A 16,617-nucleotide genomic window follows, 5' to 3' on the forward strand; every position below is an offset into this window, starting at 1 on the left:
TTTCAGAAGTATTTCATGCAACTATCAATAGTAATTCCATTACTTAACGAAGAAGAATCTTTACAAGAATTATACGATTGGATCGCAAACGTAATGCGGTCCAATCAATTTTCATATGAAATTCTATTTATCGATGATGGCAGTACTGATGGCTCGTGGCAACTTATCTCGAGACTTGCAGAACTAGACCCCAATGTAAAAGGCATTCGATTTCAACGAAATTTCGGAAAATCACAAGCCCTACATGCTGGTTTCAAGTCGGCTCAAGGAGATGTTATCATTACCATGGATGCCGATTTACAAGACAATCCCGAAGAGATTCCGGAATTGTACAAAATGATAACGACCGACGGTTTCGACTTAATTTCCGGCTGGAAGAAAAAGCGTTACGATTCGGTACTTTCTAAAAATATGCCATCGAAACTTTTCAATTGGGCCGCACGAAAAACTTCCGGGGTAAGACTACATGATTTCAATTGTGGGTTGAAAGCCTTTAACCACGACGTAATTAAGAATATCGAGGTTTCAGGCGAGATGCATCGCTATATCCCCGTTTTGGCAAAAAATGCAGGATTCTCCAATATTGGGGAGAAAATCGTTCAACATCAGGCCAGAAAACACGGTAAAACCAAATTCGGAATGGAACGATTTATCAACGGATTTTTAGATTTAATCACGATTTGGTTCGTTTCCAAGTTTGGGAAACGCCCCATGCACTTGTTCGGGGCATTGGGAGTACTTATGTTTATTATCGGTCTTGGATTTGCAGTATATTTGGGCATTGACAAGCTTTTTATTAACCCTACGGGTAGACTCATAACAGAACGGCCACAGTTTTTTATCGCTCTCACCGCTATGATTATAGGTACCCAATTGTTTTTATCGGGTTTTTTAGGAGAAATATTGGTACGTTCGCGAAAAAACGAATCACGTTATATTATATCCGAAGAAATGAATCTAGAACCAAAAGAAAAACAATATTCTTCATAAATTTAAATTTTAAAATAATTCACGCTATATATGGATGCCATACTAAACACTGCCAAAAGCTGGTTGACCGATTTTTTTGATCCAGCAGTTAAAAAAGAAGTTCAAGAGTTAATAGACAATGATACGGAAGAGCTTAAAGATCGTTTCTATAAGAATATGGAATTCGGTACGGGAGGTATGCGCGGTATCATGGGTGTTGGCACCAACAGAATTAACAAATACACCTTAGGAAAAAGCACTCAGGGCTTAAGCAACTACCTAAAAAAAACATACGCCGACCAACAATTGCAAGTGGTCATCGCCTATGATTGCAGACATAACAGCGATACACTGGCCAGAACCGTGGCAGAGGTATTTGCTGCCAATGGCATAAAAGTTTTCTTGTTTTCAGAATTACGAACTACCCCCGAACTTTCATTTGCGGTAAGGCATTTAAACTGCCATGCAGGTATTGTTTTAACTGCATCGCACAATCCGCCGGAATATAATGGCTATAAGGTTTATTGGACCGATGGTGGACAAATTGTACCACCGCAGGATGGTGAGATTATTTCAGAGATTAACGCACTTTCTTTCGAGGACATCAATTTCAATTCGAACGATGCCTTAATAGAGTTAATAGATAAAGACGTAGATGAAGCATTTATAGAAGCTTCTGTTGCAAACGGAAACTTTAATGCCAAGGGTAAAGATGATTTTAAAATCGTTTTCACCTCACTGCACGGCACATCAATTACCGCTATTCCAGAAGTGTTGAGTCGAGCCGGATATAAAAATGTTACCGTCATTGAAGCACAAGCAAAACCTGATGGCGCATTCCCCACGGTAGTATCGCCTAATCCTGAAGAGCCTGAAGCCTTATCTATGGCTGTAAAAAAAGCCGAGGAAATCAATGCCGATATGGTGGTGGGCACCGACCCGGATAGTGACCGGTTGGGCATTGCCGTACGCAACTTAGAAGGAGAAATGGAAATTGTCAATGGCAACCAAGCGATGATCCTAATGACTAAGTTTTTGTTGGAAAAACAAAAGGAAAAAGGTTTTAAGGGCAACGAGTTCGTTGCGACCACCATTGTATCCACCCCTATGATGGAAGTAATGGCCAAGGCCTATGGTGTCGAATTCAAAACGGCACTTACCGGATTTAAATGGATTGGTAAAATGATTAAAGACTTTCCCGAATCTAGTTTTATCGGTGGAGGTGAAGAAAGTTTTGGGTATATGGTAGGTGACTTTGTTCGTGATAAAGATGCCGTAACCTCTACCCTATTGGCATGTGAAATAGCCGCACAGGCCAAGGCCAATGGCAGCTCCTTTTACCAAGATCTCATTGATTGCTACGTGCAATACGGTTACTTTAAGGAAAAGCTGATTTCCTTAACAAAAAAAGGGATGTCAGGTGCCGAAGAAATCAAACAAATGTTGGTAGATTTCAAAGAAAACCCTGTGGTTTCGGTGGCAGGCTCAAAAGTAAAATGGATTGAAGATTACAACACTTCTATCGCTAAAAATGTGATGACCGGTGAAGAAAAGGTTATCGACATACCGAAAAGTAACGTTTTGATCTATGAAACCGAAGACGGCACCCGAATCGCGGCGAGACCCAGTGGTACCGAGCCTAAGGTTAAATTTTACATAAGCACCAATGCCAAATTGGAAAAAGCGGAAGATTTTAAAAAGGTTTCAAAAGAACTTGATGCTAAAATCGACCGTATTCTCAGTGAACTGAAATTGGGTTAATGAATTACTTTAAAAAAATTCTTCGTTTTGCGAAGCCTTACAAACTATACGCTTTTTTAAATATTATTTCGAACATTCTCTATGCCCTTTTCTCAACATTGGCAATGATTTCTTTGTTTCCTATGTTAACCGTTCTTTTCAACCAGACCGAACCGGTTTATGTAAAACCAGTCTGGAATGGAATCTCACAAGGCAAAGAATATCTAATGGAATACCTAAATTTCTTTGTGACCGAAAGAAGCCAAGATGGTAATGCCGGTGATACGCTAATGCTTATGGTCATATTAATCATTAGTATGTTCTTTCTAAAGAACGTATTTGGTTATCTCGCCATGTACTTCATCACTTTTTTGCGCAACGGAGTATTGAAAGACCTAAGAAACGAACTATACGACAAGACAATCGAGTTGCCCATTTCATATTATTCCGAGAAAAGAAAGGGTGATACTATTGCGCGCATTACCTCTGACGTTTTAGAAATCCAACATTCTTTCTTGTCTATATTAGAACTCATAGTTAGAGAACCGTTGACAATAGCTTTTACGATTATAGCCATGTTGTCCATTAGTCCGAAACTGACGTTGTTCGTGTTTTTATTTCTTCCCCTTTCAGGATTTCTGATTTCGTTGATCGGTAAATCACTTAAGCGAAAATCAGATAAAGTTCAGCGAGAGCAAGGTCATTTTTTATCCATTTTAGAGGAAACTTTAGGTGGTCTACGCGTTATAAAAGCTTTTAACGCCGAAACTAGATTTTCAAAAACGTTTCAAAATTCGACCAAACGGTTTTATAATTTTTCAAACAGTTTGCTCAACAGGCAAAATCTGGCATCGCCTACTAGCGAATTCTTTGGCATCGCCGCAATCGGTGTAATACTATGGTATGGCGGGCAAATGGTGCTCGTAGAACAAACATTGGAACCTGGGCTCTTCATTACCTATATGACACTTTCCTATCAGATTTTGACACCTGCAAAAGCGATTAGCAAAGCATCATACAGCGTAAAAAAAGGAAATGCCGCAGCAGAGCGGGTGCTTGAAATACTCGAAACTGAAAGTCCTATAGTCGAGAAGGAAAATGCAATGGTAAAGACCGATTTTGTCTCTGGCATTTCCATCGAAAATATTTCCTTTAAGTATGAAGATGATTTGGTTTTGAAAAATTTCAGTTTGAATGTCCCCAAAGGTGAAACAGTTGCCTTAGTCGGCCAATCAGGAAGTGGCAAGAGTACCATTGCCAATCTAGTCACGCGCTTTTACGATGTTACCGAGGGAGATATTAAAATCGACGGTATCAATATAAAAGAGTTTACAAAAAAGTCATTACGAGGTCTTATGGGCCTAGTTACCCAAGACTCGATATTGTTTAACGACACGGTTGCACAGAACATCTCTTTGGGAAAAGAGAATGCCTCTCGGGAAGAAATTATAGAAGCGGCCAAGATTGCCAATGCACACGATTTTATCAGCGAATTGCCACAAGGTTACGATACCAATATTGGGGATAGTGGCAACAAATTAAGTGGTGGGCAAAAGCAGCGCCTATCGATTGCACGAGCGGTATTGAAAAATCCGCCAATTATGATATTGGATGAAGCAACTTCGGCCTTGGATACCGAAAGTGAGCGATTGGTTCAAGACGCCTTGGAAAAAATGATGAAAAGCAGAACATCAATTGTTATTGCCCATCGCTTATCGACCATTCAAAATGCCCACACCATTGTTGTGCTCCAAAAAGGAGAAATTGTAGAAAAGGGCACTCATGCCGAATTACTTGCTAAAAAAGGAGCATATAAAAAACTCGTCGAAATGCAGTCCCTGGCTTCCTAAAACTAGCAAGAGCACCTACAACCTAATCATCATGCATTTGAAATTTTCAGTTGTCGCTTAAACCTTTTTGCCTAACTTTAGTCAAAGAGATAACTTAAGCAAGACCTATTGATTGCCGAAAAAACTTTAGTAGAAGAACTACAATCGAAGGAAACCCAATCACGGGCGTTCGAAGTGTTGGTTGATACCTATAAACAAAGGTTATATTGGCATATACGTCGAATTGTACTCAACCATGACGATGCTGATGACGTATTGCAGAATACGTTCATAAAAGTGTACAAGAATATAGGCGGATTTAAAGGAGATAGTAAATTGTTTTCTTGGATGTACCGAATCGCCACCAACGAAGCCCTAAGTTTTCTTAAGAGTAAATCAAAAAAGCTAGGAATTAGCGATGGGGAACTGCAAGACAATATGATCAATAACCTTCAGGCCGATGTGTATTTCGAGGGAGATGATATTCAATTAAATTTACAAAAGGCGATTGCCACGCTTCCTGAAAAGCAAAAATTGGTCTTCAATATGAAATATTTTGAAGAACTCAAATATGAAAAAATGTCGGAGATCTTGGGAACTTCAGTGGGTGCCTTAAAAGCCTCGTATCATTTGGCAGTAAAGAAAATCGAAGAATATCTAAAGGACGATTAAACCTTTCAAGACATTGATAGTCAAACAAAAAGAATGAATAAAGATAACCAAAATAACGATTTCAAAACCCCGGAAGGCTATTTCGAAAGCTTTACCGAACGGCTTATGGGCAGGTTATCCGATAACCCTTCCGCCCATAACGACCTTATTCCTAAAAAAGATGGGTTTGAAGTTCCCGAAGGTTATTTCGAAGGGGTTAACCAAAAAATTCTTGAAAAATTAAATTATTCCGAAACAAAAGTAGTTCAACTGAAACCTTTTAAAAAGTATTATATGGCCGCAGCTGCTGTGGCAGCGATAGTAACCTTGGCTTTTATATTTAATTGGAGCGCATCGAAAGAACTCAGTTTCGACAATATTGCAGATTCAGATCTCGAAAATTATTTTGAGAATACCGATTTAGGGTTTTCGACCTACGAACTTGCCGAGCTGATTCCCGTCGATGAATTAGAATACAGTGATATGCTTGAGGGTCACCTTGACCAAGAAAATGTTTTGGATTACCTGAATGACAATATTGATGATTTTGAGGCACTAAATCTTGAAAACAATGAATAGACTAAAAAAAATATCAACACTAGCCATTTTACTTACCGCATCAGTATTCTATGGTCAAAGGGAAAAGCAAGACTGGGATAAGATCAAGGCATTAAAAGTGGCCTTTATTACCGAACAGTTAAGTCTCACCAGCGAAGAGGCGCAATCATTTTGGCCGCTTTACAATGAATATGAATCAAACCGATACGCATTACGGAGAAAAGAGCATGATCAAATACGCGATAAAATAAAAGATGCCTCGAACCTCTCTGAGAAAGCTGCTTCCGACTTATTGGATCAGTATCTAAGTTTTGAGGAAGAAGAAGAAGAACTTGACAAAATATTCCTTAAAAAAGCAGCTAAGATAATTTCTGCAAAAAAATCATTGATGTTAATTCGTTCCGAAGAAGATTTTAAAAAGCAATTAATTAGACGTTTCCATCAAAAAAAAGGTGATGGTCGGGGGAGATAATGACACCCTGTGCGATATAACACTTCATTACTCGGTTCTGAAAGTCAATTTGGCAATCTTATTTTTTCCGCCGGCGTAGGCCACGGAGTCATTTAAGAACCGAAGTGTAAAAAAGCCTTCATCGGAAAGTTGTTGCCAACTACTCCCCATATCAGAAGAATATGAAATTCCTGTAAAACCTAAGGCTACGATACCCTTACCTTGGGTATTGGGTACAAATTGAACGCAACTCTTATAATTCGGGCTCTGACCATCGGAGATCAATTGCCAAGTTCTTCCCCCATCTTTTGTAATGGCCTTATTCGCCTTATTTTTTTCGGGTTGGGTATAGTCCCCTCCTACGACAATCCCCAAGTTTTCATCCCAAAAATCTATAGAATAGATTCCTTGGGTCTGGCTAGCTTTTACTATTGGGGTTTCAAGAACCTCCCAATTTATTCCCTTATCGGGCGAAAAATAAATACGGCTGTTAGTCGTGGCTATCCAAGTCTTTTCACCTACCGTTTTGATATTGGTATTGCTTGAGGCAAAAGCACCCTCCCCTTCTCCGCTTTTTGGTAAGCGCGAACATGGTATTTTTTTCCATGAATTTCCGCCATCCCTAGTAATAATAATCGATAGACACCCATTCATACTGTCACCCATTGCTATTCCCTCTTTATCATTCCAAAAAGTCATGGCATCATAAAAAACCGCATCATCTTCTTCTTTATAGACCAGTTCCATTTCCCCCGTGTCCCCTGTCTTGTAGAGTAAGGCCGGATTGGCGATGGATAGCATAAAAAAATCTGTCGAAGTATGCCCAACAGCCCGAAATTCAGGAATGCCGGTATGGTATTTTTGAATATTTAGCCTCAATTTTCCCGTAGCGAGGTCAATAGTCCCGAACGCGCCTTTGTTTGCGGCAAAAGCAAGACTATTTCCCATTATTTCTATAGCCCTTACACTAAGAGAGTCTTCGAAAAGGGTTTCTACATGTACCGAGGTAAACGGTTCTTTTTTCTTATCCACGGCACAAGAAACAACAGCTAAAAGAATCAGGGCAATCAAGAAGTAGCGCATACGTATAAATTTGTTCAAAAATAAAGGGATTCCATAGCAATACCATACCTTTGCACCCTTAATTTTTTTTAATGAAATTACATAGAAACTTAGTATTTGCCGTAGTCGATGCATTGAACTTGATTTTCAATGAGGGAGAATATGCCGATAAGGTCGTACAAAAAGTATTAAAATTTGATAAGCGCTGGGGTGCCCGCGACCGAGGATTTATTGCTGAAACAACCTACGAAATGGTGCGCTACAAAAGATTATACACTGAAATCGCAGAGGTAAAGGCTCCCTTTAGCAGGCCTGACCTGTTTCGCATGTGGGCCGTTTGGGCGGTATTAAAAGGAATAAAACTCCCCGATTGGAAACAAATAGAACCAACCCCCGAGCGGCGCATCAAAGGTAAGTTCGATGAACTTTCTAAAATTAGAAAATTTAGGGAATCTGTTCCCGATTGGATCGATGAAGTTTGCGAAAAAGCTTTGGGCGATAAATTATGGACAAAGGAAATAGCGGCCCTAAACGTACCCGCTTCAGTTGTTTTGCGTACCAACACTTTGAAGATCACAAAGGAACAATTGCGCAAAACGCTTTTAGAAGAGGGCATAGTTGCAGAACCCGTGAAAGGTTATCCCTTGGCTTTGCAGTTACCTGAACGGGCCAATGTTTTTGTTACCCAAGCCTTTAAAAACGGATTTTTTGAGGTACAAGATGGCTCTTCACAATTAGTGGCCGAACTTTTAGATGTAAAGCCTGGCCAACGCGTTGTAGACACCTGTGCCGGTGCAGGAGGTAAATCACTTCACCTAGCGGCCCTTATGGAAAACAAAGGTCAGTTGATCGCTATGGATATTTACGCTAGTAAATTGAAAGAATTAAAGCGTCGAGCCCGAAGAAATGGCGCCCACAATATCGAACCTAGGGAAATTGATTCCACAAAAGTATTCAAAAAGTTATATGGTACCGCTGATCGGGTACTTATCGACGCCCCATGTACGGGCCTCGGCGTTATTCGAAGAAATCCTGATACGAAATGGAAATTACAGCCCGATTTTCTTGAAAAAATCACTAAGACTCAACAAGAAATTTTGCGTAATTATAGTAAAATAGTCAAACCAGGCGGGAAAATGGTATACGCCACCTGCTCTATCCTTCCACAAGAAAACAGCGATCAAGTGGTCGCTTTTCTGGCTTCGGAAGAGGGAAAAGATTTTAAGTTGGTCGAGCAAAAGAAAATTTACGCCTCCAAAAGCGGTTTTGATGGATTTTATATGGCCTTATTTCAGAAAAATTAGGCTTAAACACCGGATAAGCTTTAAGAGGATTATCAACAATTCAGACATAAACATGTTAATTATTCTACAAAAAAGATTGACCAAAAAGGCGTAAATTTGCGCTTTCTTAAACCTAGTAATTCAAAAAGTCAATGATTCACTTTTTCGGGGATGCAGATACCAAAGTTTTTGCAGTACAAACGAGCCAAGAACTTTCTAAAATAGATACAGAAAAATTAACCTGGTTGTTTGGCAACCAACCCAAGATAAATGCGGCGTCACTTGACGCCTTTTTTATTGGACCACGGGCAGCCATGATAACTCCTTGGAGTACAAATGCTACCGAAATTACACAGAATATGGGTGTTTCTGGCATTATACGAATTGAAGAGTTCAAAGCAGCAAATCACGATTTGTCCAGGTTTGATCCGATGCTTTCTCAAAAGTACGACAGACTTTCCCAAGATATTTTTAGCATAGCCATTACTCCTGAGCCCATACTCAAAATTGAGGATATTGCGGCTTACAATTCGCAAGAAGGATTGGCACTAAATGACGAAGAAGTTCTCTATTTGGAAAAACTATCTGAAAAAATTGGCAGAAAATTGACCGATTCAGAAGTATTCGGTTTCAGTCAAGTGAACTCTGAACATTGTCGCCATAAGATATTCAACGGTACTTTCGTAATCGACGGAAAAGAAATGCCCTCGTCACTTTTTAAATTGATTAAAAAGACTTCACAAGAAAATCCACACAATATTGTATCGGCCTACAAAGATAATGTCGCTTTTGTAAAAGGTCCTAAAGTGGTACAATTTGCACCCAAAACTGCCGACAAACCCGATTTTTACCAAGAAAAAGAATTTGACTCGGTCATTTCATTAAAGGCCGAGACCCATAATTTTCCGACTACGGTGGAACCTTTTAATGGTGCGGCAACCGGGTCGGGCGGTGAAATTCGTGATCGTTTGGCTGGCGGAAAAGGCTCTTTGCCACTCGCTGGAACTGCTGTCTACATGACGGCATATTCCCGCTTAGAGAAAGACCGTCCGTGGGAAAAACAGATGAACGCCCGTGAATGGCTCTATCAAACTCCTATTGACATTTTGATAAAAGCGTCAAATGGGGCATCTGACTTCGGAAATAAATTCGGGCAACCGCTAATTGCGGGTTCGGTACTTACATTTGAGCACAATGAAGTGAAAGATAATGCACCAGCAACTAAGCCACAAGCACGCAGATTGGGTTACGACAAGGTCATCATGCAAGCCGGTGGTATCGGTTATGGTAAAACGGAGCAAGCCTTAAAAGACACTCCGCAAAGCGGTGATAAAATTGTAATCCTTGGTGGCGACAACTATCGGATTGGTATGGGCGGAGCGGCCGTTTCCAGTGCAGACACTGGTGAATTCAGTTCTGCGATTGAATTGAACGCCGTACAACGTTCAAATCCTGAAATGCAAAAACGGGCGGCCAATGCCGTTCGAGGTATGGTCGAAAGTGAAACAAATCCGATTGTGTCCATTCATGATCATGGAGCGGGTGGTCACCTCAACTGCCTCTCTGAATTGGTAGAAGATACAGGTGGAAAAATAGATCTTGACAAATTACCAGTGGGCGATCCTACGCTCTCTGCCAAGGAAATAATCGGTAACGAATCTCAAGAACGAATGGGGCTCGTAATCGGAAAAAAAGATGTGGATCTACTACACCGTATCGCAGACAGGGAAAGGTCTCCGATGTACGAGGTAGGCGATGTAACAGGCGACCATAGATTTACTTTTGAGTCAAAAAGCACGGGTGACAAACCCATGGATTTGGATTTGGAAGATATGTTCGGAAGTTCCCCAAAAACTATCATGACCGATAGAACCATCCAGAGGGATTATAAGAACCCCGAATACACCTTGGAGTTCTTCCACGACTATCTGGAACAAGTCTTACAACTCGAAGCCGTAGCTTGTAAAGACTGGCTTACCAATAAAGTAGACCGCTGTGTCGGCGGTCGGGTCTCCAAGCAGCAATGTGCCGGACCTTTGCAACTTCCATTAAACAATTGTGGAGTGATGGCGTTGGATTTTAAAGGAAAAGAAGGAATTGCCACCAGCATTGGCCACTCCCCTATTTCTGGACTAATCGATCCTGCTGCTGGAAGCAAAAACAGTATTGCCGAAGCCTTGACCAATATCATCTGGGCGCCTTTAAAAGACGGTTTACAATCGGTATCCCTTTCCGCGAACTGGATGTGGCCCTGTAAAAATGAAGGGGAAGACGCAAGACTCTATGAGGCTGTTCAGGCCGTTTCAGATTTCTCAATCGAACTTGGCGTCAATGTACCTACCGGAAAGGACTCGCTTTCGATGAAACAGAAATACAAAGACGGCGATGTAATCTCTCCAGGAACCGTTATTATTTCTGCTGCCGGAAATTGCAATGACATTACAAAGGTCGTAGAACCCGTATTTCAGAAAGACGGTGGTCTCATTTATTACATCAACTTGTCTAAAGACGCTTATAAATTAGGAGGCTCTTCTTTTTCACAAGTCCGCAATTCAATTGGCCAAGAAACACCAACGATTACCGATGCGGGATATTTCAAATCAGTTTTCAATACTGTTCAGAATTTGATAAAAGACGGAGCAATCGTTGCGGGTCATGATGTCGCATCTGGCGGACTAATAACTACGTTGCTGGAGTCATGCTTTGCAGATATCGATTTGGGCGCATCACTTGATCTAACAACTTTAGGGGAAGAAGATACGATCAAACTATTATTCTCCGAAAATACCGGTATTGTCTTTCAAGGCAAAAACGAGTCCATTGAATCGACGTTAGCAAATGCCCATATAGATTTCCACAAAATAGGAAAGGTAGTTGCCGAAAGCACTTTGACCATTAAAAACGGCAGTATGGAAATGGGTTTGAACATCGCATCACTAAGGGACGTTTGGTTTAAAACTTCCTATTTGTTGGATGATAAACAAACAGCAAAAGGCCTGGCAAAAGCACGATACGAAAATTACAAGGAGCAACCGCTTACCTATACATTTCCAAAAAACTTTGGCAGTGAACGTCCTGCCTATCCTGTACAAAAAGAAAGACCCAAGGCGGCTATCTTAAGGGAAAAAGGAAGTAATTCGGAACGTGAAATGGCAAATGCCATGTATTTGGCAGGTTTCGATGTCAAAGATGTACATATGACCGATCTTATTTCGGGCCGTGAGACATTAGAAGATATTCAGTTTATCGGCGCCGTCGGCGGGTTTTCAAATTCCGATGTTTTAGGAAGTGCCAAAGGTTGGGCAGGAGCTTTTAAGTATAACGAAAAGGCAAATACCGCTTTAAAAAACTTTTTTGCACGGCCTGATACCTTGTCCATCGGCATTTGTAACGGTTGCCAATTGTTTATGGAATTGGACCTTATCAATCCGGAGCATTCAGCACATGGAAAAATGACCTATAACGATTCGAACAAGCACGAAAGCAATTTTACCTCGGTCAAAATCCAAGAAAACAATTCGATAATGCTTTCCAGTTTGGCAGGTACCACTTTAGGGGTATGGATTTCGCATGGGGAAGGTAAATTTCGCTTGCCCCTTTCCGAAGAAAATTATGAGATTGTGGCGAAATACGGTTATGAAGGTTATCCTGCCAACCCGAATGGAAGTGCTTTCAACACTGCGATGCTATGCGATAAGACAGGGCGGCATTTAGTAACGATGCCCCATATTGAACGTTCTATCTTCCCATGGAATTGGGCATATTATCCAAAAGGCAACAGCGATAGTGTTTCACCATGGTTAGAGGCTTTTATCAATGCTAAAAAATGGGTTACAAGTATTAGATGACAATTTAAAATATTAGGCAATGAGAAGTTTGAAATTGTTTTTGGTTTTTTTAATAGGGACAAATTTGGCTTTTAACCAAGTTGGAAATGATACTACAAAATCGAACACAATCTCGATGAACGAGTGGGACTACGAAGATAAAATTGCCGTTATTGAAAACCAAGAAACTAAATTTCTAACAGAAAAGAATGAACTTTTAGAAGCTGCTCTGATTTCTAATAGCAATATATTTGACGGAATTACGGTGTTTTTTGGTTTAATTACAATCTTACTTACCATTTTGGCAATTTCAATTCCTTTTTTCAATTATTTCTATGTCATAAAACCAAATAGAGAATTGAAAAGTAGACTTGAAGAACTCGAAATCGAAATACCTGGAACAATTGAAAAAAACTTTGCCTCGTTCTATAGAAACTATGAAAAAAGTAAATTCAAAGGGTTTCTAAAAAAATTGAAAGAAGATGGCGATTATAAAGAATTGGCTGATTTCGTTGATGCGAATCATCCGTTTTACAAAGATTTTGAACAAGAAGACCAGCGTACAATTGTTGAGTTCCTGAAGGGTAATCCGGAAATCGACTCTTCAAGCCTGCCCGCATTAAATAGAATTTTAATGGATAGGCCTAGTGAAATTTCTACTTTATTTTTTAAAAATACATTTGAGATTGAAAACAATCAAAATTACAAATTTGCCTTAGAGTATCTAGTTGACGAAGGGAGTTCGGAGCATTTTAATTTTTTGAAAAAGGAGATTAAAAATTCATCAAATGGTCATTGTTATATGTTGGATATTTTAGAGTTTTCACAATACTATTATTTGAACAAATTCCATGATATTTCTAAAGGAGATATCGGGATCAAAATTGTAAAAAAATATTTTGACAATGAAGAAATCTGCGAATCGCTTAAGGAAATAGATTTTCCTAAAAGTAGAGAAAGCAAATATAGTTTTGTCGATGATGTATTGGTTAAAACTAAATATGAAGATAATCCCTTCTTAACTGCAACTCTCTATTTTAAATTGTTCCTCGTAAATAAATTGACTAAGCCAACTTCATTTCTTCGTATTTAAATGACCATCCGCCCTGTAACTAAAAAAGACCTTCCCGCTATCGTTGAAATGCTGGCCAATGACAAATTAGGGCGTCTGAGGGAAGTTTATCAAACCCCTTTGCCCAAAGTGTACTACGAAGCCTATGAGCGCATTATAGCCGATAAAAACCAAGAACTGCTGACCGTTGAAAATGAGGAACAAGAGCCTATTGCCACTTTTCAGTTGAGTTTCATTCCTTACCTCACCTATCAAGGCGGTATACGGTGTCAAGTAGAAAATGTAAGGGTCAGGGATGACTATACCGGAAAGGGTATCGGCAGGCAAATGTTCGAGTGGATTATAAACAGAGCCAAGAAAAAAGGCGCTCACGTCGTGCAATTAACATCTGACAAACAGCGCCCAGATGCGATTCGCTTTTATGAAAAGTTAGGCTTTTCAGCTTCCCATGAAGGAATGAAGCTTCATCTATAGCACTTCCTTTCTGTTTATTCTTTCGGTTAAAAGTTATTTTACGAAACCGTAATTCAATACAATCATCGCCACTATTGTTAGTTTCACACCTCGGCATTTCTATATCTACAACAATTAACACGGTATTTTAACAAAGTCATTTTAAAATCCATCTGCTTTTCATATTTTGCAAGAACGTATCAAAACCCGATTATGCAAAATATCACTCGTCTTTTCGATTTCCCATACTATCAATTGGAGAAATATAATTTGGAAAAATCCCTCGTTACCAAATACGATGGAAAATGGATCGCTACATCAACACAGGAATATGTCGATAAGGCCAATGCAATAAGTCGGGCGCTGTTAAGACTAGGGGTCAGACCAAATGATAAAATTGCCCTGATATCATTGACCAATAGAACCGAGTGGAACATAATGGACATTGGTATATTGCAACTGGGTGCCCAAAATGTCCCAATATATCCTACAATTTCTAAAGATGATTATGCCTATGTACTCAATCATTCCGAAGCAAAATATTGCTTTGTATCGTGTGCAGAAGTCTACGAAAAAGTTATGGCTGTAAAAGAACAGGTTCCTACATTGAAAGATGTATATTCCTTTGATCAGTTGCCCGATTGCAAAAATTGGAATGAAATACTTGAAATGGGTACCGACCCATCCAACCAAAATGAAGTTGAGGCACTTAAAGAAAAAGTAAAACCTGAAGATCTGGCAACCTTAATATATACCTCTGGCACGACGGGAAAACCAAAAGGTGTTATGCTATCTCACAGCAATGTTGTCAGTAATGCACTTGAAAGCGCTAAAAGATTGTCCCTTAATTACGGTGAAACCAAATGTCTAAGCTTTTTACCCGTTTGTCATATTTATGAGCGTATGATGATATACCTCTATCAATATGCCGGTGTCACGATATATTTCGCCGAGTCGATGGATAAGATTAGCGAAAACCTGAAAGAAACGGCACCACATGTGATGACCGCCGTACCGCGCTTGTTGGAAAAAGTTTACGATAAGATTTTGTCGAAGGGTGCAGACCTATCCGGTATTAAAAAGAAATTGTTCTTTTGGGCGGTCGAATTAGGATTAAAATATGAACCCTATGGACAAAATGGCTGGTGGTATGAACAAAAACTGGCATTGGCGCGTAAACTTATTTTCAACAAATGGAAAGAAGGTCTTGGTGGAAATCTTTCGTTAATTTCCTCAGGGAGTGCCGCATTGCAACCGAGATTGGCCCGTATATTCAATGCAGCGGAATTCGGGGTGATGGAGGGCTACGGTCTCACCGAGACTTCACCAGTTGTTTCGGTAAACGATATGCGCGATGGCGGATTCCGTATCGGCACCGTCGGAAAACTTCTAGACCGAACCGAGGTCAAAATAGCCGATGATGGAGAAATTTGTGTAAAAGGCCCTCAAGTGATGATTGGCTACTATAAAGATCCAGAAAAAACAAGTGAAGTACTGGTAGGTGGGTATTTTCATACGGGGGATATCGGGGAGATCGATGCGGACGGATTTCTTAAGATAACCGACCGAAAAAAAGAGATGTTCAAAACTTCCGGAGGGAAGTACGTAGCACCGCAATTGCTTGAAAACCGTTTTAAGCAATCGCGCTTTATAGAACAAATAATGGTTATTGGAGAAGGAGAAAAAATGCCGGCAGCCTTTATTCAACCAGATTTTGAATTTCTAAGGAGTTGGGCCCAACGCCACCAAATTCAATATTCATCCGATGAGGATCTTATAAAGAATCCAAAAGTACACGAGCGATATCAAGAAGAGGTAGACGCCGCGAACGACAGCTTCGCCAAATGGGAAAAAGTTAAACAGTTTAGACTGACGCCAGACGTGTGGAGCGTTGAGGGCCGACACCTGACGCCCACTATGAAACTTAAACGTAAGGTTATCAAAGAAATCTACATCGAATTATATAATGACATTTATAATCATTAAATTTAATTTGCATCTGGCCTAAGTTCGAATTCCAACGAAAGAAATTATAAAATAAATCCCCCATTTTTTTTAAAATATATTATGCATGCATAATATATTTTCTTATATTTGAAGGTGAATAACCACTTTTAATGAAAGAGACAACCATAGATTATGCATTGCGAGCTACATGGCAGGCAGTTGCTCGTATGTACAATGAACAGGCTAAAAATTATGGATCGACCATGGCCGTCGGTTTTACCCTATTGAGTATAGACCCCAAAACGGGTACTCCATCAACTGCCTTGGGACCGAAAATGGGCATGGAAGCTACCAGCCTGTCACGAATATTAAAAAGAATGGAAGAGCAAGAACTTATTGAGCGGAAACCGAACCCCAAAGATGGTAGGGGTGTGCTCATACATTTGACTGATTTCGGCCTAGAAAAAAGAAATGATTCAAAAGCGGCAGTACTCCGTTTCAATGAAGCTGTTAGAGACAATGTTAACTCTGAACAACTAGAGCACTTTTATGAAGTTATGGAGGTTATTACGCAACTGATAAGTGAGAAAAAAATATACAATGAAATCAACGAGTAGCTCGCCGGTTATATGATTAAGATGTTACTCGGTATTATGAACGCTCACCAATTGGTTTGCGTCAAATTATAGAAAAAAGAACAATTATGAAAGCAATTTTTGAATATATCAAAATCGTTTGTAAAAGAGGGTTTGAGTTTCTTTTCAACGTTCAATCT

The 16,617-nt window shown here is 39.9% G+C and carries 13 protein-coding genes; 12 read left to right on the plus strand and 1 reads right to left on the minus strand.

Annotated features, from left to right (window positions below):
- The first annotated feature begins 15 nt into the window (after window positions 1-15).
- The 6 genes from BLS33_RS09220 (at window position 16) to BLS33_RS09245 (ending at window position 6,219) form a co-directional block, all read left to right on the plus strand.
- Complete coding sequence (locus BLS33_RS09220) at window positions 16-990, plus strand: glycosyltransferase family 2 protein (RefSeq protein WP_089887753.1); 975 nt, start codon at window positions 16-18, stop codon at window positions 988-990.
- Between the two features lie 30 nt (window positions 991-1,020).
- Window positions 1,021-2,730: a phospho-sugar mutase gene (locus tag BLS33_RS09225; protein WP_089887755.1), complete on the plus strand. Its 1,710-nt coding sequence runs from the start codon at window positions 1,021-1,023 to the stop codon at window positions 2,728-2,730.
- Complete coding sequence (locus BLS33_RS09230) at window positions 2,730-4,559, plus strand: ABC transporter ATP-binding protein (RefSeq protein ID WP_089887757.1); 1,830 nt, start codon at window positions 2,730-2,732, stop codon at window positions 4,557-4,559. The genes BLS33_RS09225 and BLS33_RS09230 overlap by 1 nt, the downstream gene beginning before the upstream one ends.
- A 108-nt stretch (window positions 4,560-4,667) precedes the next feature.
- Window positions 4,668-5,210, plus strand: coding sequence for an RNA polymerase sigma factor (locus BLS33_RS09235; RefSeq protein ID WP_089887759.1), 543 nt, complete (start codon window positions 4,668-4,670; stop codon window positions 5,208-5,210).
- Between the two features lie 33 nt (window positions 5,211-5,243).
- Complete coding sequence (locus BLS33_RS09240) at window positions 5,244-5,768, plus strand: hypothetical protein (RefSeq protein ID WP_089887762.1); 525 nt, start codon at window positions 5,244-5,246, stop codon at window positions 5,766-5,768.
- Window positions 5,761-6,219, plus strand: a complete 459-nt coding sequence (locus BLS33_RS09245) for a hypothetical protein (RefSeq protein WP_089887764.1) — start codon at window positions 5,761-5,763, stop codon at window positions 6,217-6,219. Before BLS33_RS09240 ends, BLS33_RS09245 begins: the two co-directional genes overlap by 8 nt.
- Window positions 6,220-6,246: 27 nt before the next feature.
- Here BLS33_RS09245 and BLS33_RS09250 read toward each other — a convergent pair whose 3' ends face one another.
- Window positions 6,247-7,281 (minus strand): WD40/YVTN/BNR-like repeat-containing protein, encoded by a 1,035-nt coding sequence (locus tag BLS33_RS09250; protein ID WP_089888177.1) that lies wholly within the window; start codon window positions 7,279-7,281, stop codon window positions 6,247-6,249.
- Window positions 7,282-7,352: 71 nt separating this feature from the next.
- Between BLS33_RS09250 and BLS33_RS09255 the strand changes: the two genes are divergently transcribed.
- The 6 genes from BLS33_RS09255 (at window position 7,353) to BLS33_RS09280 (ending at window position 16,459) form a co-directional block, all read left to right on the plus strand.
- The gene (locus BLS33_RS09255; protein WP_089887766.1) at window positions 7,353-8,564 is read left to right on the plus strand and encodes an RsmB/NOP family class I SAM-dependent RNA methyltransferase; all 1,212 of its coding nucleotides are present in this window, start codon (window positions 7,353-7,355) and stop codon (window positions 8,562-8,564) included.
- 131 nt (window positions 8,565-8,695) lie between these two features.
- Window positions 8,696-12,391 carry a phosphoribosylformylglycinamidine synthase gene (gene purL / locus BLS33_RS09260; RefSeq protein WP_089887767.1) on the plus strand — a complete coding sequence of 1,232 codons (3,696 nt, stop codon included), beginning with the start codon at window positions 8,696-8,698 and terminating at the stop codon, window positions 12,389-12,391.
- Between the two features lie 19 nt (window positions 12,392-12,410).
- Window positions 12,411-13,463, plus strand: coding sequence for a hypothetical protein (locus BLS33_RS09265; protein ID WP_089887769.1), 1,053 nt, complete (start codon window positions 12,411-12,413; stop codon window positions 13,461-13,463).
- Window positions 13,464-13,916 carry a GNAT family N-acetyltransferase gene (locus BLS33_RS09270; RefSeq protein ID WP_089887771.1) on the plus strand — a complete coding sequence of 151 codons (453 nt, stop codon included), beginning with the start codon at window positions 13,464-13,466 and terminating at the stop codon, window positions 13,914-13,916.
- Between the two features lie 192 nt (window positions 13,917-14,108).
- Window positions 14,109-15,881 (plus strand): AMP-dependent synthetase/ligase, encoded by a 1,773-nt coding sequence (locus tag BLS33_RS09275; RefSeq protein WP_089887772.1) that lies wholly within the window; start codon window positions 14,109-14,111, stop codon window positions 15,879-15,881.
- Window positions 15,882-16,012: 131 nt separating this feature from the next.
- Window positions 16,013-16,459, plus strand: a complete 447-nt coding sequence (locus tag BLS33_RS09280; RefSeq protein ID WP_089887774.1) for a MarR family winged helix-turn-helix transcriptional regulator — start codon at window positions 16,013-16,015, stop codon at window positions 16,457-16,459.
- Window positions 16,460-16,617: the final 158 nt, after the last annotated feature.

Origin of the sequence: Kriegella aquimaris (assembly GCF_900103215.1) — a bacterium.
GTDB lineage: Bacteria > Bacteroidota > Bacteroidia > Flavobacteriales > Flavobacteriaceae > Kriegella > Kriegella aquimaris.

Excerpts from the sequence above, each read along its gene's own strand:
- purL (WP_089887767.1), top strand. The coding sequence starts at position 8,696 with ATGATTCACTTTTTCGGGGATGCAGATACCAAAGTTTTTGCAGTACAA.
- BLS33_RS09265 (WP_089887769.1), top strand. The coding sequence starts at position 12,411 with ATGAGAAGTTTGAAATTGTTTTTGGTTTTTTTAATAGGGACAAATTTG.
- BLS33_RS09245 (WP_089887764.1), top strand. The coding sequence starts at position 5,761 with ATGAATAGACTAAAAAAAATATCAACACTAGCCATTTTACTTACCGCA.
- BLS33_RS09250 (WP_089888177.1), bottom strand. The coding sequence starts at position 7,281 with ATGCGCTACTTCTTGATTGCCCTGATTCTTTTAGCTGTTGTTTCTTGT.
- BLS33_RS09280 (WP_089887774.1), top strand. The coding sequence starts at position 16,013 with ATGAAAGAGACAACCATAGATTATGCATTGCGAGCTACATGGCAGGCA.
- BLS33_RS09225 (WP_089887755.1), top strand. The coding sequence starts at position 1,021 with ATGGATGCCATACTAAACACTGCCAAAAGCTGGTTGACCGATTTTTTT.
- BLS33_RS09240 (WP_089887762.1), top strand. The coding sequence starts at position 5,244 with ATGAATAAAGATAACCAAAATAACGATTTCAAAACCCCGGAAGGCTAT.
- BLS33_RS09230 (WP_089887757.1), top strand. The coding sequence starts at position 2,730 with ATGAATTACTTTAAAAAAATTCTTCGTTTTGCGAAGCCTTACAAACTA.
- BLS33_RS09220 (WP_089887753.1), top strand. The coding sequence starts at position 16 with ATGCAACTATCAATAGTAATTCCATTACTTAACGAAGAAGAATCTTTA.
- BLS33_RS09255 (WP_089887766.1), top strand. The coding sequence starts at position 7,353 with ATGAAATTACATAGAAACTTAGTATTTGCCGTAGTCGATGCATTGAAC.
- BLS33_RS09275 (WP_089887772.1), top strand. The coding sequence starts at position 14,109 with ATGCAAAATATCACTCGTCTTTTCGATTTCCCATACTATCAATTGGAG.
- BLS33_RS09270 (WP_089887771.1), top strand. The coding sequence starts at position 13,464 with ATGACCATCCGCCCTGTAACTAAAAAAGACCTTCCCGCTATCGTTGAA.